At 36.0% G+C, this 21,754-nt stretch carries 24 protein-coding genes and 1 other annotated feature; of the genes, 4 read left to right on the top strand and 20 right to left on the bottom strand.

Going from position 1 to position 21,754, the window contains the following annotated elements:
* Positions 1–38 precede the first annotated feature (38 nt).
* From FS802_RS26420 to FS802_RS26405, 4 genes are all read right to left on the bottom strand, one after another.
* Positions 39–617: a TerD family protein gene (locus FS802_RS26420; protein ID WP_098653572.1), complete on the bottom strand. Its 579-nt coding sequence runs from the start codon at positions 615–617 to the stop codon at positions 39–41.
* A gap of 82 nt (positions 618–699) precedes the next feature.
* Entirely contained in the window at positions 700–1,284 is a 585-nt protein-coding gene (locus FS802_RS26415; protein WP_000146727.1) for a TerD family protein, read from the bottom strand.
* Positions 1,285–1,307: 23 nt separating this feature from the next.
* Complete coding sequence (locus FS802_RS26410; protein WP_064477237.1) at positions 1,308–1,904, bottom strand: TerD family protein; 597 nt, start codon at positions 1,902–1,904, stop codon at positions 1,308–1,310.
* Between the two features lie 137 nt (positions 1,905–2,041).
* Positions 2,042–2,911 carry an ROK family protein gene (locus tag FS802_RS26405; protein ID WP_098653571.1) on the bottom strand — a complete coding sequence of 290 codons (870 nt, stop codon included), beginning with the start codon at positions 2,909–2,911 and terminating at the stop codon, positions 2,042–2,044.
* 307 nt (positions 2,912–3,218) lie between these two features.
* Here FS802_RS26405 and FS802_RS26400 point away from each other — a divergent pair, with 307 nt between their 5' ends.
* On the top strand, positions 3,219–4,376 hold the full coding sequence (locus FS802_RS26400) for a cell wall anchor protein (protein WP_144525593.1): 1,158 nt from the start codon (positions 3,219–3,221) through the stop codon (positions 4,374–4,376).
* 114 nt (positions 4,377–4,490) lie between these two features.
* Here FS802_RS26400 and proS read toward each other — a convergent pair whose 3' ends face one another.
* Together proS and FS802_RS26390 are read right to left on the bottom strand one after the other, a co-directional pair.
* Positions 4,491–5,921 carry a proline--tRNA ligase gene (gene proS / locus FS802_RS26395; protein ID WP_001040946.1) on the bottom strand — a complete coding sequence of 477 codons (1,431 nt, stop codon included), beginning with the start codon at positions 5,919–5,921 and terminating at the stop codon, positions 4,491–4,493.
* Between the two features lie 46 nt (positions 5,922–5,967).
* Positions 5,968–6,175 (bottom strand) — a binding site (T-box leader).
* Between the two features lie 93 nt (positions 6,176–6,268).
* A complete protein-coding gene (locus FS802_RS26390) occupies positions 6,269–6,562 on the bottom strand; it encodes a YesK-like family protein (RefSeq protein ID WP_000383868.1) in 294 nt (97 codons plus the stop codon).
* A 154-nt stretch (positions 6,563–6,716) separates the two neighbouring features.
* Here FS802_RS26390 and FS802_RS26385 point away from each other — a divergent pair, with 154 nt between their 5' ends.
* Both FS802_RS26385 and FS802_RS26380 read left to right on the top strand, forming a co-directional pair.
* Entirely contained in the window at positions 6,717–8,030 is a 1,314-nt protein-coding gene (locus tag FS802_RS26385; protein ID WP_098708049.1) for an alkaline phosphatase family protein, read from the top strand.
* Positions 8,031–8,138: 108 nt separating this feature from the next.
* A complete protein-coding gene (locus FS802_RS26380; protein WP_098653568.1) occupies positions 8,139–9,422 on the top strand; it encodes an MFS transporter in 1,284 nt (427 codons plus the stop codon).
* Between the two features lie 44 nt (positions 9,423–9,466).
* Here FS802_RS26380 and FS802_RS26375 read toward each other — a convergent pair whose 3' ends face one another.
* From FS802_RS26375 to FS802_RS26340, 8 genes are all read right to left on the bottom strand, one after another.
* Entirely contained in the window at positions 9,467–9,859 is a 393-nt protein-coding gene (locus FS802_RS26375; RefSeq protein ID WP_098653567.1) for a hypothetical protein, read from the bottom strand.
* A 12-nt stretch (positions 9,860–9,871) separates the two neighbouring features.
* The gene (locus FS802_RS26370) at positions 9,872–10,123 is read right to left on the bottom strand and encodes a helix-turn-helix transcriptional regulator (protein WP_098653596.1); all 252 of its coding nucleotides are present in this window, start codon (positions 10,121–10,123) and stop codon (positions 9,872–9,874) included.
* 56 nt (positions 10,124–10,179) lie between these two features.
* Positions 10,180–11,412 (bottom strand): MFS transporter, encoded by a 1,233-nt coding sequence (locus FS802_RS26365; RefSeq protein ID WP_144525591.1) that lies wholly within the window; start codon positions 11,410–11,412, stop codon positions 10,180–10,182.
* Positions 11,413–11,478: 66 nt separating this feature from the next.
* Positions 11,479–12,060 carry a TetR/AcrR family transcriptional regulator gene (locus FS802_RS26360; protein ID WP_098653565.1) on the bottom strand — a complete coding sequence of 194 codons (582 nt, stop codon included), beginning with the start codon at positions 12,058–12,060 and terminating at the stop codon, positions 11,479–11,481.
* An 80-nt stretch (positions 12,061–12,140) separates the two neighbouring features.
* Positions 12,141–12,284, bottom strand: coding sequence for a hypothetical protein (locus FS802_RS26355; RefSeq protein WP_000817980.1), 144 nt, complete (start codon positions 12,282–12,284; stop codon positions 12,141–12,143).
* Positions 12,285–12,409: 125 nt separating this feature from the next.
* On the bottom strand, positions 12,410–12,661 hold the full coding sequence (locus FS802_RS26350; protein ID WP_000394367.1) for a hypothetical protein: 252 nt from the start codon (positions 12,659–12,661) through the stop codon (positions 12,410–12,412).
* Positions 12,662–12,674: 13 nt separating this feature from the next.
* Positions 12,675–12,989, bottom strand: a complete 315-nt coding sequence (locus FS802_RS26345) for a thioredoxin family protein (protein ID WP_098653563.1) — start codon at positions 12,987–12,989, stop codon at positions 12,675–12,677.
* Between the two features lie 10 nt (positions 12,990–12,999).
* Positions 13,000–13,371: a DnaJ family domain-containing protein gene (locus FS802_RS26340; RefSeq protein ID WP_098653562.1), complete on the bottom strand. Its 372-nt coding sequence runs from the start codon at positions 13,369–13,371 to the stop codon at positions 13,000–13,002.
* A gap of 372 nt (positions 13,372–13,743) precedes the next feature.
* Between FS802_RS26340 and FS802_RS26335 the strand changes: the two genes are divergently transcribed.
* Positions 13,744–15,768, top strand: coding sequence for a glycosyl hydrolase family 18 protein (locus FS802_RS26335; protein ID WP_098653561.1), 2,025 nt, complete (start codon positions 13,744–13,746; stop codon positions 15,766–15,768).
* A 448-nt stretch (positions 15,769–16,216) separates the two neighbouring features.
* On the opposite strand, the gene FS802_RS26330 is transcribed toward FS802_RS26335, so the two are convergent.
* The 6 genes from FS802_RS26330 to FS802_RS26305 all read right to left on the bottom strand — a co-directional run bounded on the left by FS802_RS26330 (position 16,217) and on the right by FS802_RS26305 (position 21,713).
* Complete coding sequence (locus FS802_RS26330) at positions 16,217–17,761, bottom strand: ABC-F family ATP-binding cassette domain-containing protein (RefSeq protein WP_098653560.1); 1,545 nt, start codon at positions 17,759–17,761, stop codon at positions 16,217–16,219.
* A 305-nt stretch (positions 17,762–18,066) separates the two neighbouring features.
* Positions 18,067–18,840 (bottom strand): hypothetical protein, encoded by a 774-nt coding sequence (locus FS802_RS26325; RefSeq protein WP_098653559.1) that lies wholly within the window; start codon positions 18,838–18,840, stop codon positions 18,067–18,069.
* 66 nt (positions 18,841–18,906) lie between these two features.
* Positions 18,907–19,656: an ABC transporter ATP-binding protein gene (locus tag FS802_RS26320; protein ID WP_000016075.1), complete on the bottom strand. Its 750-nt coding sequence runs from the start codon at positions 19,654–19,656 to the stop codon at positions 18,907–18,909.
* Positions 19,653–20,651 (bottom strand): ABC transporter substrate-binding protein, encoded by a 999-nt coding sequence (locus FS802_RS26315; RefSeq protein ID WP_098653558.1) that lies wholly within the window; start codon positions 20,649–20,651, stop codon positions 19,653–19,655. Before FS802_RS26315 ends, FS802_RS26320 begins: the two co-directional genes overlap by 4 nt.
* On the bottom strand, positions 20,648–21,421 hold the full coding sequence (locus FS802_RS26310; RefSeq protein ID WP_141542814.1) for an ABC transporter permease: 774 nt from the start codon (positions 21,419–21,421) through the stop codon (positions 20,648–20,650). Before FS802_RS26310 ends, FS802_RS26315 begins: the two co-directional genes overlap by 4 nt.
* On the bottom strand, positions 21,393–21,713 hold the full coding sequence (locus FS802_RS26305; RefSeq protein WP_000082898.1) for an MTH1187 family thiamine-binding protein: 321 nt from the start codon (positions 21,711–21,713) through the stop codon (positions 21,393–21,395). Before FS802_RS26305 ends, FS802_RS26310 begins: the two co-directional genes overlap by 29 nt.
* Positions 21,714–21,754: the final 41 nt, after the last annotated feature.

Genomic DNA, 21,754 nt, shown 5'->3' with positions numbered 1-21,754 from the left:
GAAAGGTCAAAAAAAGGAAACGAATATCGTTTCCCTTCTTATGCATCCAAGCCATACGCTCTTACAAGCGCACCTAATCCACCTTGGAAACCGCTTCCTACTGCATTAAACTTCCACTGTCCATTATGACGGTATAATTCACAAAAGACAACTGCTGTTTCGATGGAGAAATCTTCCCCTAAATCAAAACGAAGAACTTCTTCATTCGTTTCTTCATTTGCTAAACGAACGAATGCATTTCCAACTTGTCCAAAGTTTTGATTACGGCCTTCTCCATCATAAATTGTAACTGTAATAGCAATTCTGTGCACATCTGCCGGAACTTTCTTCAAGTCTACAACAAGTTGTTCATCATCGCCTTCACCTTCACCTGTGCGGTTATCTCCTGTATGTAGAACAGATTCACAAGGAGACTGTAAATTATTATAGAAAATAAAATCAGTTTCCTTCGTACATTTTCCATTCGCATCTAATAGGAATGCTGATGCATCTAAATCGAAATCTGATCCACCGTCATAAGATTTAATATCCCATCCAAGACCAATTACTGTTTTTGTTAAGCCAGGGCTTGTCTTACCTAAATCAATCTTCTGTCCTTTTTGCAATTGAATAACCATTTACATTCACCTCTATATTTTATATCTTAAAAAATATACCCATCAGTAAACATATGTTTCACCGATGGATATATAAAATCTATTACTCTACATCTAAACCGAAATTATTACATAGAGACGCTAATCCGCCCTGGAATCCACTTCCGATTGCATTGAACTTCCAGTCACCTGCATGACGGTATAATTCCCCTACTACAACAGCTGTTTCAATAGAGAAATCTTCTCCTAAATCGTAACGAATTAACTCTGCATTCTTTTCTTCATCTAAAATACGTACGAAAGAGTTAGAAACTTGTCCGAAGTTTTGGCTACGACCTTCTCCATCGTAAATTGTGATTGAGAAACAAATACGCTCGATATGCGCAGGTACATTTTTTAAATCTACTTTAATCGATTCGTCATCGCCTTCACCTTCGCCAGTTCGGTTATCTCCTAAATGCTCGACAGCACCATTCGCACCTTTTGGATTATTATAAAAGACGAAATCCTCTGCACCTGAAACTTTACCGTTAGCACCTACTAAGAAAATACTAACATCTAAATCGAAATCGTTTTGTCCGTCATAACGATTCGTATCCCAACCAAGTCCTACAAGAACTTTTGAAAGACCTGGATTTGTTTTTGTTAAGTCTACCTTTTGTCCTTTTTTCAATGAAATTGATGCCATATTCAATTCCTCCTCGGTTTATTTTATTGATAACGTGATACAATCTCACTTAAGTTTTTATCTTGTGTGCCTTCTCCAACAGCTGAAAACTTCCATTCACTTCCGTGGCGATACATTTCACCTGCAATTAGAGTCGTTTTGCCAGCATAATTATCCGATAAATTATAGCGTGCTAATTCTTCACCAGTTTGCGGGTTTTGAATACGAATATATGCATTACGAATCATCCCGAAATCTTGACGACGATTTACACAGTCATAAATATTTACAACGAATACTAAACGATTAATACGGCTCGGAACTTTATGTAATTCTACGAAAATTGTTTCGTCGTCACCAGCGCCTTCACCTGTTAAATTATCTCCTGAATGAATAATACTACCACAAGTAGAAAGTTTGTTTCCGAAGTAAACTAAATCGTTTTTGTTTAAAAAGCGATCCCCTTCTAACATAACAACAGATGCATCACAATCTACACTTGGTTTACTTCCAAATAATGAAGACAGAAACCCACCTGATTGTCCAATTGGATCCCAGCCTAAGCCAACCTGTAGTTTTGCTACTTTTGGTTGTCCTTTCGTTAAATCGATCTTTTGACCTTTTTCTAAAATAATAGGCATGAAGTTTCTTCCTTTCTACAAAGCATTTTCCAAATCGGAAAATATTGTATTCTTCCCTTATATTGTAGCATTATTTACCTAGTGATAAAAAGGATAAATTCTCAGTTATATGAAAACATTCATATAACTTATTTATGCTAATGTAAGAAGTGGTAAATAGCACCAACCATTCCTGCACAATTTCCGTTTTGTGCAAGTTCAATCTCACAATTATTATAAATCTCTTTATTTAAATATTTTTCTACTTCTCTTTTTACTTCTTTTAAGAACTGATTTCCCCTACCAGTAATTCCTCCACCTATAACAATCATTTCTGGATTAAAAATATAAGCAAGGTTACTAATTCCAATCGCTAAATGTTTAAAGAAAACCTCAACCGCTTGTGTAACTTCTCTATCTCCTTTATCATACAGTTCGAAAATCGTTTTTCCATTCCAATCACTTTCACCTTTATATTTTCGCACAAGACGAATTAACCCTGAAATGGAAGCGACCCCTTCAAACGGCTTTCCTTCTATTAACATATTTCCCCATTCACCAGCACTAAAAGAATGTCCTCTGTATAACTCTCCATCTATAAAAATCGCTCCTCCAATACCAGTTCCAAGAGTAAGCATAATAAAATTTCTTTTTCCGTTTCCAATACCTTTCCACTTCTCACCCAAAGCTGCACAATTCACATCATTTTCAACGGATACAGGAACTTGTAATACCTCTTGCAATCTATCAATAATAGGAATAGTCGCGTAGTTCGGAATATGCTCCACCCCTCCCGTTACAACTCCTTTATGAATATTAACAATTCCCGTAGTACTAATGCCAATTCCCGAAATTGTATGTTCATTCATTAATTTTCGGGATAGAAGAATAAGTTTTTGAATGATTTGTTCCCCACCCAAATGAATTTCTGTTGAAACTGTTTTATGCTTTAGTACTGTCCCTGTTTCTGAAACAATTCCATATTTAATTTGTGTACCACCAATATCAAATGCAATATATTCTTTCATCTGCTGTCACTTCCTCTACTGTAATGAGTGTAAAATTCTCACTGCTCCACTATTTATAAAGTGAAACTTTAATCAGTGGGGTTTTGTTCATCCCCCACCTAAATTCTTTGCTTTCGCTGAATTTTCAGGTGGGAATCTTACTACCCGTCAAATAGCGGGATAAAGAGTTTACATTAACTCTTTTCTCTCTTCAAAAACACACCACCTTTTTCTATATATAGTTTTTTTTGCATAAAACTCTTTTTCCTAAGAAATATTACAAAGGGATGTATTTTAGATGGAATATTAATTTCTTAGGAGGAAAACAATGACGAAAATCTTCATTTTAGCATCAACACTCTCTTTATCTTTTTTTAGCGGTTTAAATATCGGTAATGCAGCAACGGAAAACTTCTCTCCAGCAGCAAACGCAATTGTACAAAATAACAATCATTTAGCAGAAGGCAACTCAAAAGATAATAATAAGCCACCAGGAAACAGTGGTTCTCAGGACGATAGTGGTTCTGGTGGCAATGGTTCTGATGGCAGTGGTTCTGGTGGTAATGGTTCCGGTGGTAACAGTTCTGATGGCAGTGGCTCTGGTGGTAACAGTTCTGATGGCAGTGGCTCTGGTGGCAACGGTTCTGGCGGCAACGGTTCTGGTGGCAACGGTTCTGGTGGCAACGGTTCTGATGGCAGTGGTTCTGGCGGCAACGGTTCTGGTGGCAACGGTTCTGGTGGCAGTGGTTCTGGCGGCAACGGTTCTGGTGGCAATGGCTCTGGCGGCAACGGTTCCGGTGGTAACGGTTCTGGTGGCAATGGTTCTGGTGGTAACGGTTCTGATGGCAACGGTTCTGGCGGCAGTGGTTCTGGTGGCAATGGCTCTGGTGGCAATGGCTCCGGCGGCAATGGTTCTGATGGCAATGGCTCCGGCGGCAACGGTTCTGGTGGCAGTGGTTCTGGTGGCAATGGCTCTGGTGGCAATGGCTCCGGCGGCAATGGTTCTGATGGCAATGGCTCCGGCGGCAACGGTTCTGGTGGCAGTGGTTCTGGTGGCAATGGCTCTGGTGGCAATGGCTCCGGTGGTAACGGTTCTGGCGGCAGCGGTTCTGGTGGCAACGGTTCTGGTGGCAACGGTTCTGGTGGTAGCGGTTCTGGCGGCAGTGGTTCTGGTGGCAACGGTTCTGGTGGCAACGGTTCTGGTGGCAACGGTTCTGGTGGCAACGGTTCTCAAGGTGGTAACCGTGTTAAAGGCGATAGCAGTTCTCAAGGTGGTAATGGCTCTCAAGGCGGCAACCGCGTTAAAAGCGATAGCAGTTCTCAAGGTGGCAACGGATCCCAAGGTGGTAATGTAAAAGATAATGTGAAAAAAGAAGGCGATAAGTTACCTAATACGGCAACGCATTATCCTGCATCTATTTTAATGGGACTTTCAACATTCCTAATCGGTATGTTACTATTTATTCGCCGTAAAAACGCAAAATAAAAACACATCCTTCCATCTAAAACATACATGAAACAAATTGCAAAACTAAAAAGGACTTTGGATTGCATTTTATTATGCAGCCCAAAGTCCTTTTTATCATCTATCAAAAAAGCATTAATACGCTTTTCCCCAATACACCATTTGTTTAGCTTCTTTACCACAACAAATACATTGGTCAGCTAAATGCTCTTGCTCAAAAGGCATACAGCGAGAAGATACTCCAACTTCTTCTTTTAGTTTCTCTTCACAAGCTAATTCTCCGCACCACATTGCCTTAATAAATCCTTGCTTTTCATCAGCTACTTTTTTCATCTCTTCGAAATTCGTCGCACTATACGTATTCTCATCGCGAAATACTTTTGCTTTATTAAATAAAGAATTATGAATTTCCTCAAGTAGTGCTGGAATACGTTTTTCTAATTGATCCATTGATATAAATTCTTTTTCTTTCGTATCTCTTCTAACAAGTACAACTTGATTCTTTTCAATATCTTTAGGACCAACTTCTAATCGAATTGGAATGCCCTTCATTTCATACTCATTAAATTTCCAGCCTGGTGTTTTATTACTAGCATCTATTTTTACTCGTGCAACCTTTTGAATATGTTCTTGTAACTCTGTTGCTTTCGCTAAAACTCCTTCTTTATGCTGAGCAATCGGCACAATAACAACTTGTACTGGTGCGACTTTAGGAGGCATTACAAGACCATTATTATCGCTATGAACCATAATAAGTCCACCTATCATTCTTGTTGATACACCCCAAGATGTTTGGTGTACATATTGCCACTTACCGTTGCGATCTAAAAATTTAATATCAAATGCTTCAGAGAAATTCGTTCCAAAGTTATGGGATGTTCCTGTTTGAAGTGCTTTCCCATCATGCATTAAACTTTCGATCGTATAAGTTGCCTTTGCTCCTGCAAACTTTTCTTTTTCTGTTTTTTGCCCTTTAATTACTGGTATCGCTAAGTAATCTTCACAGAAAGAAGCATATAGATTTAAAATATGTAACGTTTCAGCTTGCGATTCTTCTGCTGTTTCATGAATTGTATGACCCTCTTGCCATAAGAATTCCGTTGTACGAAGGAATGGTCTCGTTGTTTTCTCCCAACGAACTACTGAACACCACTGATTATATAGCTTTGGCAAATCATTATAGGATTGCACAATTTTTGAAAAATGCTCACAGAATAAAGTTTCAGATGTAGGCCGTATACAAAGTCTCTCCGCTAATTTTTCATCCCCGCCATGTGTCACCCATGCTACTTCAGGAGCAAATCCTTCTACATGATCCTTCTCTTTTTGCAATAAACTTTCTGGAATAAACATTGGCATATATACATTTTCATGACCAGTTGCTTTTAACTTTTCATCCATAACTTTCTGCATATTTTCCCATAAGGCATAACCGTACGGGCGTAGAATCATACACCCTTTTACACTTGAATAATCAACAAGTTCTGCTTTTTTTACAATATCTGTGTACCACTGTGCAAAATCCTCTTCCATCTTCGTAATCGCCTGTACTTGTTCTTTTGCCATAGTCAATCTTCCTCCTTTTGAAAATACAAAAAAGCCCGCGTCCCTAAATAGGGACCGAGCTTTGCCGGCGTTACCACCCTGATTCATGCACAAAAAATTGTGCATGCTCTCTTTTTGATAACGGGAAATTCCCGCTGCATATGCAGAACGCAAAGGTAGGTTCCATATCGCCTTTTTAAGAATCTTTCAGCCTGGCGGATTCTCTCTCTGCTAAAAAGGTTGAACATGTACTAGTCCTTTTTCATCGTTATAACGAAATAAATTTGTTGATTATCATAATACAAATTCTTTTTTTAAACAATAGCTAATTTTCTCATTTTTATATATTCTTTTCATTTTCTGCAGTTTTATACGTAGCTTTTTCGCGAGATTTTTACCAGTTGATGTGCAATCATACCGATAAGTGTACCAAGTAGAACGAAGAAACCAATAAATCCATATCCCATTCCTTCCCATCCACCAATCACCATCATCGTAACCGGAAAGGATGCTAAACACAGAAGTATTAAACTAAGTGCAAATATAATATCGAACTGTTTGTTTGGAAACCGTTTCTTTAGTAAATACGAAATAGCAAATACAAGGATAATCGTAATTCCGCCAATGATGTAAAAGATACTAAATCCATCTAGCCAATCCATAGTATTCCCTCCTTCCATTCATTCCCTTATACTTAATTATATGTTTAATTTTTCTGAAAATAAATAATAAATTTTTACCTAGAAATATATTTTTATTACTAGGTATTAATAGTAATATATAAGAATAGGTTTTATATAATCAGGAGGGAACTTTATGGATAAAGCATTAACAAATCACGTCATTATTTTATCTTTCGATTGCTTATCAGCTTTAGATTTTCCTATATTACAAAAACTCCCTAATTTTCAAACATTAATAAACAAGGGCGCGATGGCGAGAAAAGTGGAACCTATTTATCCTTCTGTAACATATCCAAGTCACTCAACAATCGTTACTGGAAACTACCCTAATAAACATGGCGTAGTTAGCAATACGTTACTTCAACCTGGACGCGAGTCACCAGATTGGCATTGGTACCGAAAATCCATTAAAGGAACAACGTTATACGATGAAGCACATAAAGCAAATTTAACGACAGCTGCCCTTCTATGGCCTGTTACCGGCAGAGCAAATATTGATTACAATTTACCTGAAATTTTTCCAAATAGACCGTGGCAAAATCAAATTTTAGTTTCATTATTTAGCGGTAGCCCGCTATATCAATTAAATTTGAATCAGCGTTTTGGTCATATAAGAAATGGCTTATCACAGCCTGAACTCGATGATTTCGTACTTGCTTCTGCTGTGCATACAATCCAGACGAAGAAGCCTAATGTCATGTTTGTACATTTCACCGATTTAGACACTCAAAGACACTATCACGGCTTTGAATCTAACGAAACAATAGCTGCTATCCATAGACATGATGAACGGCTAGGAAAAATTATTCAAGCTTTAAAAAACAGTGACCTATACGAAGAAAGTACAATTATCGCTCTCGGTGATCATAGCGCTTTAAGTGAAAACAAAGCCATTCAATTAAATGTACTATTTCATCAAAAAGGGCTTATATCTATAAATTCAAAAGGAAAATTAGTAGACTGGAAGGTCTATTGCCAAAGTTGCGACGGCTCAGCCTATGTATATGTGAAGGACAAAAATGATACGGATACAATTCGAAAAATACAACTACTACTTGAAGAGTTACTTCAAAATAAACAAAACGGTATTGAATTTATGCTTCATGATGAGGCTGCAAAAGACTGCGGTGCAGATGGTAATTGTTTATTTATGTTGGAAGCACAAGAAGGATATTATTTCACTGAAAACTATACAGGCGATTTTATAAAAAAAATTACTGAAAAAGATGTTACGCCTAGTAAAAAATATACATTTGGTACGCATGGATACTCTCCAACAAAACCTAACTATGAAACAATTTTTATCGCTGCTGGGAAAGGGATAAAAAGCGGCGTTACCATTCCGTATATGAGACTTATTGATGAAGGTCCAACTATCGCTAGACTACTCGGTTTACACTTAGGTGAAACAGACGGATCAATTGTAGAGGATTTACTTCAATTGTAAAGAACTGTGTATATATGTAAAAGTTATGTAAAAATCATCACTGTTTCTCTTTTTATAATTTTTATTTTTGTACACTGTTAGTAGAACAAATTTAAGGGGGAACATTATATGAAAAAAATGTCCAGACAAGAAAAAAGCTGGATATTATACGATTGGGCGAATTCGGTATATTCGCTCGTCATTACCACTGCATTATTTCCAATTTACTTTAAAGCAGCTGCAAAAGAAGCCGGACTATCTGGTGCAACTTCAACGGCATATTGGGGATATGCGAACTCTTTCGCTACACTTTTAATTTCTATACTTGCTCCTATTCTCGGCACAGTTGCTGATTATAAAGGATTTAAAAAACGATTTTTCACATTCTTCTTTGGACTCGGTATCGTATTTACAAGTATGCTAGCAGTCGTCCCAACGTCTCAGTGGTACTTATTATTAGGCTGCTATATGCTCGCATTAGTCGGTTTTGCGGGAGCAAACATTTTTTATGATGCATTTTTAGTAGATGTTACCTCTAAAGATAGAATGGACCGAATTTCTACACGAGGCTTTGCATTAGGCTATATTGGGAGTACTATTCCTTTCATCGGTTGTATCGCTCTTATTATTCTTGCTCAAAAAGGCACTATCCCTTTATCAGTCGGCATTGCCAGTCAAATTTCATTCGCAATAACAGCTCTTTGGTGGGGATTATTTACAATTCCAATGCTAAAAAACGTAGAGCAAACGCACTATATTGAACGTCACCCTAGACCAATTGCAATGAGCTTCAAACGCCTTGCTGATACTTTTAAAAATATTAAAGAATATAAAACTGTATTTATGTTCCTAATCGCTTACTTCTTCTACATTGACGGGGTCGATACAATTATTACTATGTCTACCGCTTACGGAACAGATCTCGGTATTAGTGCAACGAATCTATTAGTCATCTTATTTGTCACACAAATTGTAGCTTGTCCATTCGCCTTATTATACGGAAAATTATCAGAAACATTTACAGGTAAAAAAATGCTATACGTCGGTATTATTATTTATATCATTATCTGCATATATGCTTATTTCTTAAAAACGACACTCGATTTCTGGATTTTAGCAATGTTAGTTGCCACTTCTCAAGGTGGTATTCAAGCACTTAGTCGTTCCTATTTTGCTAAACTAGTACCAAAAGAATCTGCAAATGAATTCTTCGGATTTTATAATATCTTTGGTAAATTCGCGGCAATTATGGGTCCAGTATTAGTCGGTGTTACAACGCAATTAACAGGAAAAACCAACGCTGGTGTCCTTAGTATTATTGTGCTGTTCGTTATCGGTGGATTCTTACTAACTAGAGTTCCCGAAAATGATACATCCGTTACACCACCTAGTCCAAAAACTAAAACGCTATAAGAAAAAGATCCTCTTCTCATGAGAAGAGGATCTTTTCTTTAGTTTTAGCGATAACGTCTTACAATTAAAAATTCTACAGCCGGCTTTACAACTATCGCAGCGCATAACGCAAACAAAAGCGGTATGTTATGAAAATCAATCCATTTATTAAAACCTACCGATGCGAAAAACAAACTAAAAATTAATACAACAAGTACATAATACGTAACATTTGCACTTGTTTTTAATACATGTTTTTCTACATCTTCTTTCTCCTCCGTTGCCCCTTCCACATTATGCGATGCCAAACTTTTAAACATATAATGTAATGTGATGCTACAAATAAATAGTGCATACCAGTTTACTTGAAGTTCAGTTAACCAATAATAAAGTGCAAACACTAACGTACTTATAGCTACTAATGCCGTAACTACAAGGCTTATTTTCTCTTTCCCCAACAACTACTCCCCCTACAACTTGTACAAAAATAGTTTATCAACAGTTGTTCCTAATACTTCAGCTAAACGGAATGCTAACGCTAAGCTTGGATCATATTTATTATTCTCAATTGCATTTATCGTCTGTCTAGAAACTTTACACTTATCAGCCAATGCACCTTGTGAAATATTGTTCTCAGTGCGTAATTCATAGATTTGATTTTTCACAACATTTCTCCTAACCTGTAAAATTGTTTTTACATTACCAGTATATAGTTGGGGCATGTCATTGTCAAAAGATTGCCACAAGAAAAGGGAGCAATCCTGCTCCCTTACAATGATTATTTCGAAGCTAACGAATTTGTTAGTTCCTCTTTATTAGCGACATCTTCTTTATTTATTTGCATGCGTAGAACTGGCCCTATCGCAAATAAAATAAGTGCCATTGCTATACAAAATACAGTAACTAGTGAGGTCATCTCCTTCAATCCTCCAGCTAGTGAAGTTCCGATTAACATTGCCCCCATAAACAGTGGTAAAATTGTTCCATTTACTCTTCCAATCATATTTTCTGGTACAAGTTGAATCATAAGCGTACCGACAACGATATTAACACAAGCTAAACAAATACCTGTTCCAAACCTCATGAAACTAGTAATCCAAAATGATGTAGATAGCCCTTCTACTAAAAATGACATTGCTAATATGCTCATACCGAATACAAACATCTTTTTCGGGTTCACTTTTGAAGCGAAAACTGCAGCAACAATACCACCGATTAACATACCTATCCCATCAGCTGCGGCTAAATATTGAACTGCTTCCTTTTCCATTCCAAGCCGTTCTATTACAAGAAACACTTCTAATGGATTCGTTAGTCCAACAGCTAAGCCCATAATGGTGAAAGTGATCGTAATCATACGTAAATTTTTCGTATGAAGAACGTATTTCCACCCTTCTTTTATATCATTTTTTAATGAATCTCTCGCCACTTGCTCTTGTTCCACCCATTTTGGTAAAAACGAAAGAGCAATAGCTGATAACAAAAATAAAATGATTAAGCTATATAGTGACGTAAATAAACCAAGTTGTGTGTACACAAGCGATCCTACTACTGGCCCAAAAATCAGAAATAATGACTGTAATGTTTGGTTAAATGCAATCGCATTTGCTACCTGCTCTTCTTTTACGTAGCGCTTAAATATACGCGAAGATGATGGCTGAGAAAACTGACCTACAATCGCGGAAATGAGTGTTGCAAAAAATATAGCCTGCCAATAATCTAACTTTAACAACAAGACAATTCCTATAATAGACAGTACGCTTAATACGTCTCCAGCAACCATCGTTCTTTTCGGATTCCAGCGATCAGCTAGTGCACCACCGATAAATGAGAAAATAAAAATAGGTGCATATTCCATAACCGATAACAACGAAACTGAAACTGGATCATTATTCATTCGCTCCATTATGAAATATAAAAGAGCCATATTTCTGATCCAAATTGCAAATTGTTGTAAAATATCAGATGCCATAACGAGCATAAATGCTCGGTTTTTAAATAAAGCGTTCATTTTCATTCCCCTTTCATAAACCGACCGTTCGGTCTAATTCGTTTTTTAAGAAAAGCAACTGACTTATTATTCAGCTGCCATTCCTTTTAACAATACATCTATTGCCTTTTTATAAATACGTTGCAGCTCTTTATAATCTAACTCGTAGTAAAGTACTCCAAGCCCTGATAATAATCCATTCACAATATACATAAGGTCGCGCGTATTATCTTCACGAAACTCTCCAGACTGTATGCCTGCTTCAATTAGTTTCTCAAACATAACATATGATTCTCTAGTTAGAGCCAATAGTTCATCCAAAATCTCTTTACTTACAACTTGGCTCATAGAGAATTCCTCTATTGCATTTGAAATTGGTTGCTGTATGTCCTCGACATGATATTCCGCGAGACCATATAGTTTTTCAATATTCGTACTATACAACTTCTCTTTTTCATTCCATTTTTCAAGCCAATCATACGTATGCTGTTTCACTACAAATAAAAATAATTCTTCTTTACTTTTAAAGTGATAATAAATGCTTCCTTTACTTCGCTCTGTAATTTCACAAATCTCTTCCATAGATGTAGCTGCATAGCCCTTCTGTGAAAACAGACTTTCTGCTTTATATGCAATTTCTTTCTTTATCTCTTCTGCACTTCTTCTCATATTTACACCTCTTTAAACCGACCGTTCAGTCTAATAATAACAAATAAAAAACCTCTATCGCAAGAGGCTATATTCCTTATTTAAGAAAACGTACTTTCAAACCACGTTCGAATCATATGTATTATTCCAATTTTAAATCCTAATTTAATAAGAAATACGCCTCCTGCAGCTAATAAAAATAACACTACTTTCCCCTTATTTTTCACTTTCGGTTCCCTTTTCATTTCTATTCCCCTTAGTACGTTAAAAATATTAATCAAACGTTTGTTTAACTGTTGTTATGCATATGTAAGCCAACTAATCAAACGTTTGTTTAAAAAGAAATACGCCTATATAAGGCGCATTTTCATCAATCACCGCCACCTCCGCCACCATCGCAGCTGCCTCCGCTATCTCCACCGAAAGATCCTCCACAATCATGTGAACCTCCATGCGAGCTATCATTATCAGATCCAGCAAAGAAAAATAATGGTGATGAGTTGTTAGATGAATTATGAATGTTATTTTGTTTCGTAAGATTTACCTTCTTTTTGTTCGATCGAACTGCTGTTACAATTGTTCCAACTACAACAAATAATAGTATGACAATAATAAATTCCATATAAAAACCTCCCTTAATCTTCGAATAATTGAATGGTTCTTTCTAGATTTTCAAGTGAAATAAAGCGTGATTCACGAAGGATCTCTTTTCCATTATAAAATAATAAAACTGTTGGTCCTGTAAATACTGCATATCGCCCCGCGATCTCTTGCATGTCTTGTAGTAATATTTCTACTTTCTCTACGTAATCATAATTCTCTAATACGCAATTTAATTTTCTTAGCATAACATCACAAACACCACAATTTTCCGTTTTAATAAACAGCAGTACTAATTGTTGTCCTTCAATATATGTCGCTAATTCTTCTATCGTTTCAAATGTATTCATCTTATCCCTCTTAGCGTAATTTACGAAATACTTTATCCTGATACATACGAAAAGCTGAACTATCTTTAATCTTTCTCTTTTCCATTACCTGCTGAAAACGCAGCGTTTTTGCTGTTAACTCTTCTTGTAATTCTTTTTTCTCTACTTCATCATAACAGCACGCAATTAAGTCTTCTATTTTTAATATATCTTTTTGTAGTTCCATTTCTGTTGGAATCATACCCGCATTTTTTAAGATTTTATAACTCATTCTAAGTTCTGAAGGTACCATTGAAAGGTCTTCTAATTGTAGTGGTTTTCCTTTTCCCGGAATATGATCAAGGTCTCCATTCCGTATTGCTTGTCGAATTTTTTCTTCAGCAATGTTCAAAAAGACATCCACACCATTCGCTCCTTTACATATTTTTACTATTATTTTACATGATATTTTCTCATCTTGCTACGCTATTACAAATTGACTTTATGCAATTTTTTCTCAAATTTAATTACAAGGAGCCTTTTCCTCCCTAATCAATATTTTATTTTCATGTGTAGTCTGTATTAGAGCCATTTCATATTGAGAAAATCTTTGCGAATCAAATAAAGCGTTTACACTAAATCTTACATTTGCTACGATTTAATCACCCCCAGCTCCCTTGTATAGACTTCGTGATGTCTTATCATTTTTATCTAGACGTTTCATACGTCTAGATTCACTTTGATTTATTGGCGCATGCCTTTAAATATATCTTTTATTTTGAAAGGAGAAATGACTATGAGCTCAAAAAAATTCACACTGCTATTACTATCCCTACTACTCTTCTTACCTCTTTTTCTCACAAACTTTATTACTCCAAATATTGCATTAGCAGATTCACCAAAGCAAGGTCAAAAAATTGTTGGGTATTTTCCTTCATGGGGCATTTACGGACGTAATTATCAAGTTGCAGACATTGATGCATCAAAGCTAACTCATTTAAACTATGCTTTCGCTGATATTTGCTGGAATGGAAAACATGGAAACCCTTCTACTCACCCCGATAATCCAAATAAACAAACGTGGAACTGTAAAGAGTCTGGTGTACCACTGCAAAATAAAGAGGTTCCTAATGGCACTCTCGTACTCGGTGAACCATGGGCTGATGTCACAAAATCTTATCCGGGATCAGGTACTACTTGGGAAGATTGTGATAAATACGCCCGTTGTGGAAATTTCGGAGAACTGAAACGATTAAAAGCTAAGTATCCTCACTTAAAAACAATTATTTCCGTTGGTGGCTGGACTTGGTCTAACCGTTTTTCTGATATGGCCGCTGATGAAAAAACAAGAAAAGTATTCGCTGAATCTACAGTAGCTTTTCTTCGCGAATATGGATTTGACGGCGTTGATTTAGACTGGGAATACCCAGGTGTTGAAACGATTCCTGGTGGTAGTTATCGTCCTGAAGATAAACAAAACTTCACCCTACTCCTTCAAGATGTTCGAAATGCATTAACGAAAGCTACTGCAGAAGATGGGAAACAATATTTACTAACAATCGCGTCAGGTGCAAGCCAACGTTATGCGGATCATACAGAGCTAAAGAAAATCTCTGAAATACTGGATTGGATTAATATTATGACATATGATTTCCACGGTGGCTGGGAAGCTACTTCTAACCATAATGCAGCACTATACAAAGATCCAAATGACCCAGCGGCGGATACGAAATTTTACGTAGATGGTGCGATAGACATTTATACAAATGAAGGGGTTCCAGCGGATAAACTCGTATTAGGTGTACCTTTTTACGGACGTGGATGGAAAAGTTGCGGAAAAGAAAATAATGGGCAATACCAACCTTGTAAACCAGGTAGTGACGGAAAGCTCGCTTCTAAAGGTACTTGGGATGATTATTCTACCGGTGACACAGGTGTGTACGATTATGGTGATTTAGCAGCTAATTATGTTAATAAAAATGGTTTTGTTCGCCACTGGAACGATGTAGCGAAAGTACCTTATTTATATAATGCGACTACAGGCACGTTTATTAGCTATGATGACAACGAATCTATGAAATATAAAACAGACTATATAAAGACAAAGGGTTTAAGTGGCGCAATGTTTTGGGAACTAAGCGGGGATTGCCGTACAAGTCCAAAATATAGTTGTAGTGGGCCAAAATTACTTGATACGCTAGTAAAAGAATTACTTGGTGGACCTATTACTCAAAAAGATACTGAACCACCAACAAACGTAAAAAATATTGCTGTTACAAATAAAAATTCAAACTCAGTTCAATTAAACTGGATTGCATCTACTGATAACGTAGGAGTTAATGAATATGAAATTACTGCCGGAGAAGAGAAATGGAGTACAACAACAAATAGTATTACAATTAAAAACTTAAAACCTAATACAGAATACACCTTTTCAGTATTAGCAAAGGATGCTGCTGGGAATAAATCACAGCCTACTTCCATTCTTGTAAAAACAGATGACGCTAACACAACACCTCCTGGTGGAAATAGCAATGCTACCTTTTCAGTCACTTCAAATTGGGGAAGTGGTTACAACTTCTCGATTGTAATTAAAAATAGCGGAACGACCCCTATTAAAAACTGGAAATTAGAATTTGATTATAACGGCAATTTAACACAAGTTTGGGATTCTAAAATTAGTAGTAAAATAAATAATCATTACGTAATTACGAATGCAGGATGGAATGGTGAAATTCCTCCTGGTGGATCGATTACAATCGGAGGGGCAGGAACAGGCAATCCTACCGAACTTTTAAATGCTTCTATTAGCGAAAACTAAACGTAACCTCCATTAATTATTTCACTAAAGTTTGAATTTAGGTTTGAGTGCTCTATCCTAAATTCAAACTTTTAATTTTATGAAAAATCACAAATCAATATTACAATAACCTATTATAATTATATTTAGTTTATAATATGAAGTTCATGTGAAGTTCATCTGAATTTTACATGAATTTCCTTTAAGTTCTATTGTCTTCCTATACTAATCACATTATCCTTTACATATAGGAATTATTTTTATTCCATTTCAAACTATCTATATATATATAAAGAAAGATAGTCGCCTGTTAGGGAAAGGCATCTAAATATAAACATAACATAAGAAAAAGCACGCTTATAAGCGCACCATAAGAGTGCTTCTTCATACAATTCTCATGTAAGAGTTCTCGAAAATCATGTTAATCACAAAGAAAAGGCATTAGCTTATAGAAGCTAATGCCTTTTCTTTATTCATATCGTTCAGCGTCCCATTCTTCTATATTCCATACTTTTGTTATCCATGCTTCATAGAAAGAAGGCTCATGTGAGACAAGTAAAACTGTTCCTTTATATTGTTGTAACGCTTCCTGCAAAGACTTCTTTGTTTCTATATCCAAATGATTAGTCGGTTCATCTAAAATTAAAACATTGCTTTTCGTTACGATAAGTTCACATAAACGTACTTTCGTTTGTTCCCCGCCGCTTAATAAACGAATAGGTTTTAATACATGTTCTTCTTTCAATCCACACTTTGCTAATGCTTGGCGTACTTCTTTCTTTGTCATATCTGGTCGTTCTGCCCAAACTCTTTCTAATGGTGTTGTTTCTGAAGCAAACTCTTCCTGTGCAAAATAAGCAGGATTTACTCGTTCTCCAACAGAAATTGAACCGCTTAGCGGCTTTATTTGACCTAATAACGTTTTTAACATTGTCGTTTTTCCAATTCCATTATGACCAACAATCGCTATCTTTTCTCCTTTTTTTACTTGCAAATTCAATTCTGGAAATAACGGAGAACTATATCCTATCCTTAATTTTTCAGCCTGTAATATGCGACTAACTGGCGCCTCATAAACATTGAAATCAAAACGGGATCGAGGTACATGATTAACCTTTTCAATCCTTTGCATTTTCTCCAATACTTTCTCTCGACTTTTGGCCTGTTTTGCTTTTCGAATTTTATTTTTTTGAATAAATGTTTCTAACTGAGCAATTTCTTTTTGTTGTTTCGCATGCGCCGATTGTAATTGTTTCCTTTGCAATTGATAACTTTGCACAAATTTTTCATAACTTCCTACGTACCGCTTCACTTTCCGTTCTTCTAGATGATAAATAACATTCGTAATACTGTTCAAAAATACTTCGTCATGTGAAATGATTACATAAGCTTTTTCATACAGTCTCAAATACGATTGCAACCATTCTATATGGGCTGTATCTAAATAGTTTGTTGGCTCATCTAGCAATAAAACATCAGCTTTTTCTAAAAGGAGCTTCCCAAGTAATAACTTTGTTCGCTGACCTCCACTTAACTGTGAAACATCCTTTTTCAACCCTATTTCAAATAAACCTAAACCGATTGCTACTTCTTCAATTTCTGTATGAATTTGATAGAAATTAGAGCTTTCCAATATAGTTTGTAATTCTCCATACTTTACTAACAGTTTTTCTACTTCTCCTGCTCCATTCATTTCTTCAGCAATTTTTAACATTTCGCATTCAATCCCATACAAATTAGAAAATGCACTTTGTAAGTATCCTTCAATTGTTATCCCCTCTTGTAAATCCATATGCTGCTGTAAAAAACCTATCTTCACATGTGGAAACCATTCAATGTTTCCGTCATCATGTATAAGTTCTCCTGTTAAAATCCTTAACAATGTTGATTTTCCAATTCCATTTTTCCCAACTAACCCAACATGCTCGCCCTTTAATAGTCGAAAACACGCATTATATAAAATGGTTTTCTCACCATACGAATGACTTAAATTTTCTACTGTTAATATACTCATTTTTTTCTCTCCTCTACTTATAGTTCATAAGCTAAATAGAGAGAGCAACAGTATAAAGCCTTATTTAATTGTATATATAAAAAATGGGTAAGGTGAATACACCTTACCCATTACATATTATCGTAAAAAAGGATTAAGGTTCTTTACCTGCTGTCTTCAATTTAGCTTAATCGTTAAAAATGGGCAGACTTCTCCCGCATCAAGCTAAAACCATTTGAAGAACAGTTGATAAAGTCATTTTATCCTTTCACTCCTTTAACATTTGTTATATTAAGAGTATAAACTACTCTGTTATATTCTATTCTCTATTTTTTCTTTTGTTCCTTCTCCGCTTTTTCATTTTCTGCGTAAATTTCTTTATACATCTTTTCTAATGCATATGGACTTGTAAAGATGAGCGTTAACGATTTCCACATATAAATTCTTCTTTGTAGTTCTACCCCATACTCTTTACTAACCATATTTTTCACTTCTGGAATATGTTCTTCGTTTTGAAATTGTTGTACAGATTTCAATTCCTTCGTCTTAAAATCCGTTAAAAGGCCTATTACAGTTCGTCCATGTTCCTGCGACCTTTCTTCTAAATCAAACTGAATGGAATGAACAAAACCTAAAACATGAAAGATTTGAGCATGTAACCCGACAGCAGCACGCTGTTCCATTAAGTTGTAGCACTCTCGTTTTAACTCTTCTACCATTTCTAAAGAATTTCTATTAACTTTTCTTTTGCCAACAAACATAATTTTTACAATATGAGCGACTGCTCCCATACTTTTTAATACACTCTCTAAAACTTCTACCGCATCTTCCACATAACCATTTGAAATTATAGAATGAATAAATTCATCTAATAACACTTGAAATTTTTCAACTAAATGTAAATCGCGTAATTCTGGAACATCTTCTCTTAATTGATTCCGGCCTTGCACCCACTTTAAAACTTCTGTCATTTCCTCTTCTTTTAATTCATGATGTTCCATACCATACTTCATCAATAAAATATGATTTTTTAATAAGGACTTTCCTTCTTCAAGATTATCAGCTGTTAACGAATCAACTATTTGCTCTATAGATTTCATCTTTCTCCCCCTATATAAAAAAGCCTCTTAACAGCGATTATACCAAAAACTGTTAAAAGGCTTTTTCTATTTTTTCATATACGGGGCTAATACTCTCAGAATTTCTTCCTTATCCTTTTTTAACTCAAGTGATGTTAACATATCCATCGTTCTCGGCCTAGGTAATTTCACTTGTACCTCACCAACTATTGAGGCTGGTCTTTGAGATAAAATAAATACGCGATCCGAAAGCAAGATTGCCTCATCTAAGTCATGTGTGACCATAACGATTGTTTGCTTCTCTTGGTGCCAAGAGTTTAAAAGCCAGCTATGTACTTCCATTTTTGTAAAGGCATCTAATTTTCCAAAAGGCTCATCAAGTAGCATAATTGGCTTTTCACATAAATATGTGCGCAAAAAACTAATTCTTTGACGCATACCACCAGACAATTCATCTGGATAATGGTCTGCATATTCATCTAGTTCAAATTGCTTTAATGCTTCCATTCCCTCTGTCAGCCTTTGTTTTTTCGGTTTCCCTTCGATTTCCAATGGAAGAACTATATTTTGCAAAGCTGATCGCCAAGGTAGTAATAAATCCTGCTGCGGCATATAACTTACAACATCTTGCTCTTGTACGTGCCTATCCTTATACGTTACATTCCCACTTGTTGGGCTTTCAACATTTGCAATCATATTTAATAATGTGCTTTTCCCGCAACCACTCGGTCCTACAAAGGAAACAAACTCTCCCTCTCGTATAGAAGCACTAATATTTGCTAATACATTCTTTCCATCAAAAGCTTTTACAATCTCTTTTATTTGTAATCCACTCATTTTTCACTTGGAAGGAACTCATTTGTAAAGGCATCTTTCACATCAATTTTCTTCTTAATAACTTTGTTATCATATAAGAAATTCATGTAATTCGTCCAAACTTCTTCCTTCTGTACTCCCCACGCTTTTGCATCATCTTGATACTTCGTACTTAACCATTTTTGACTTTCTTGTACTAATTCTTTATTCACATCTGGAACTGCTTTAATTAAAATATCAGCAGCTTCTTTCGGTTCTTTAATTGCTAAATTATAACCTTCTGTCGTTGCACTCATAAACTTTTTCACAAAGTCTTTATCTTGCTTCGTATGTTTTTCACTCGTAATAATAACAGGGCTATAGAAATCAAGCGCTGGGTCTAAGTCTTTCACCATAATCGTATTTAACTCTTTTCCTTGGCGCTTCGCTTCAATTCCATCCCATCCGTAATATATCCATTCAAAGTCTGCATCACGACCGATTGATTTAAAGAAATCTGTTTGTCCTAAGATGATTTTTTCAACTTTATTAAAATCAGCTTGATGCTTCTCCATAATTGTCTTTAACGTTGCTTCTTCTGCTGGTCCTCCCCAGCCACCGTAACGTTTACCTTCAAAATCTTTTGGTGACGTCATATTATCTTTTTTAAGTGATGCAAAAGCTGAAGTATTATGTTGGATGATTGCTCCTACAGATACAACAGGAATACCTTCCACACGAGCCAACGTTACATTTTCTTGTGCGCTTATTGCGAAGTCGGCTTTTCCGGAAGCTATCATTTGCTCCGCTGTCACATTATCACCAGGCTGAATAATTTCTAAATCTAGGCCTTTCTTTTTATAATAATCTTTCGCTTGCGCTACATATAGGCCAGTATGATTCGTATTCGGAAACCAATCTAATACTACTTTTACTTTTTGATCTTTACTTGCACTTTCTTCTTTCTTCGCCGGATTACATCCAGCCACACCTACTGCTAATAAGGCAGCCAACATAACTTTTAAACCTTTTTTCATTTTCTGCCGTCCTTTCTATATATCCATGGTGCTGTTATTCTTGCCATAAACTCCACGATAAAATACAGACATAATGTCACCATAACAATAATTGCTGCCACACCAAATACTCGGGCTGTTAAAAAGGATTTTGTAGCCCTTGTAAGCATAACTCCTAATCCTTCGCTTGCACCGAGCCATTCCCCAATAATTGCTCCCATTACACTATATGTAACTGCAATTTTTAAACCAGAGAAAAAGTATGGAAGCACTGCTGGAAACTTTACTTTCTGGTAAACTTGCCATTTCGTTGCCTTCATCGTTTGCAACAACTTCAACATATTTTTATCTACCGTTTGAAAACCTTCTAAAATGCTAAGCGCAATCGGGAAGAAACAAACGAGTATTACTACCATTACTTTCGGTAGCATTCCATATCCAAACCAAATAATAAATAACGGTGCAAGTACAACGATTGGAATCGTTTGAGAAATAACAAGCAACGGATTTATTAAAATACGAAATAAAGGGATAACATCCATAATAATTGCAATACTCGTCCCAATTAAAATCGCAAAAAACAGTCCGATTAGAACCTCTTGTAACGTTTGCATCGTATTCGGTAATAGTAAATCTTTCATTCCAATTAATTCTTGAACAATGGCAGAAGGCTTCGGTAAAATCCACGGTTCAATTTTAAATAATAAAACAGATCCTTCCCATATCGCTATGAGAAGGATAAGCCAAATTGTTGTAATTATTTTAGATTGCTTCTGGTTTTGCATATTCATCACGGTACTTCCAAACCTTTTCATCTATCGTTACACCAGTGCTTGGACGATAATGGATTTTAATAGAAGTAATCACTTCTTCTGCTCCAGCATCTACACAAGCTTGTTGCGCACGTTTAATGACATCAAGAAGTACATCTAATTCTCCTTCCAGCGTTGTTTCCATTGCCCCTACTTCATAACGAACTCCCGATTGTTGTACAACTTCAATTGCTTTATCAACAACAGAATACACATCTTTGTTCTTCGCTTGTGGTACTACTGAAAATGAAATCGTAACTTGTTGTGACATAGTAAAATCCCCCTTATAAAATGAAATATTAAAACAAGAAA

Source organism: Bacillus sp. DE0042 (assembly GCF_007680225.1).
GTDB classification, from domain to species: Bacteria; Bacillota; Bacilli; order Bacillales; family Bacillaceae_G; genus Bacillus_A; species Bacillus_A wiedmannii.
Note: the sequence above shows the minus strand (reverse complement) of the source record. Positions and strands in the feature narration are given on the sequence as shown.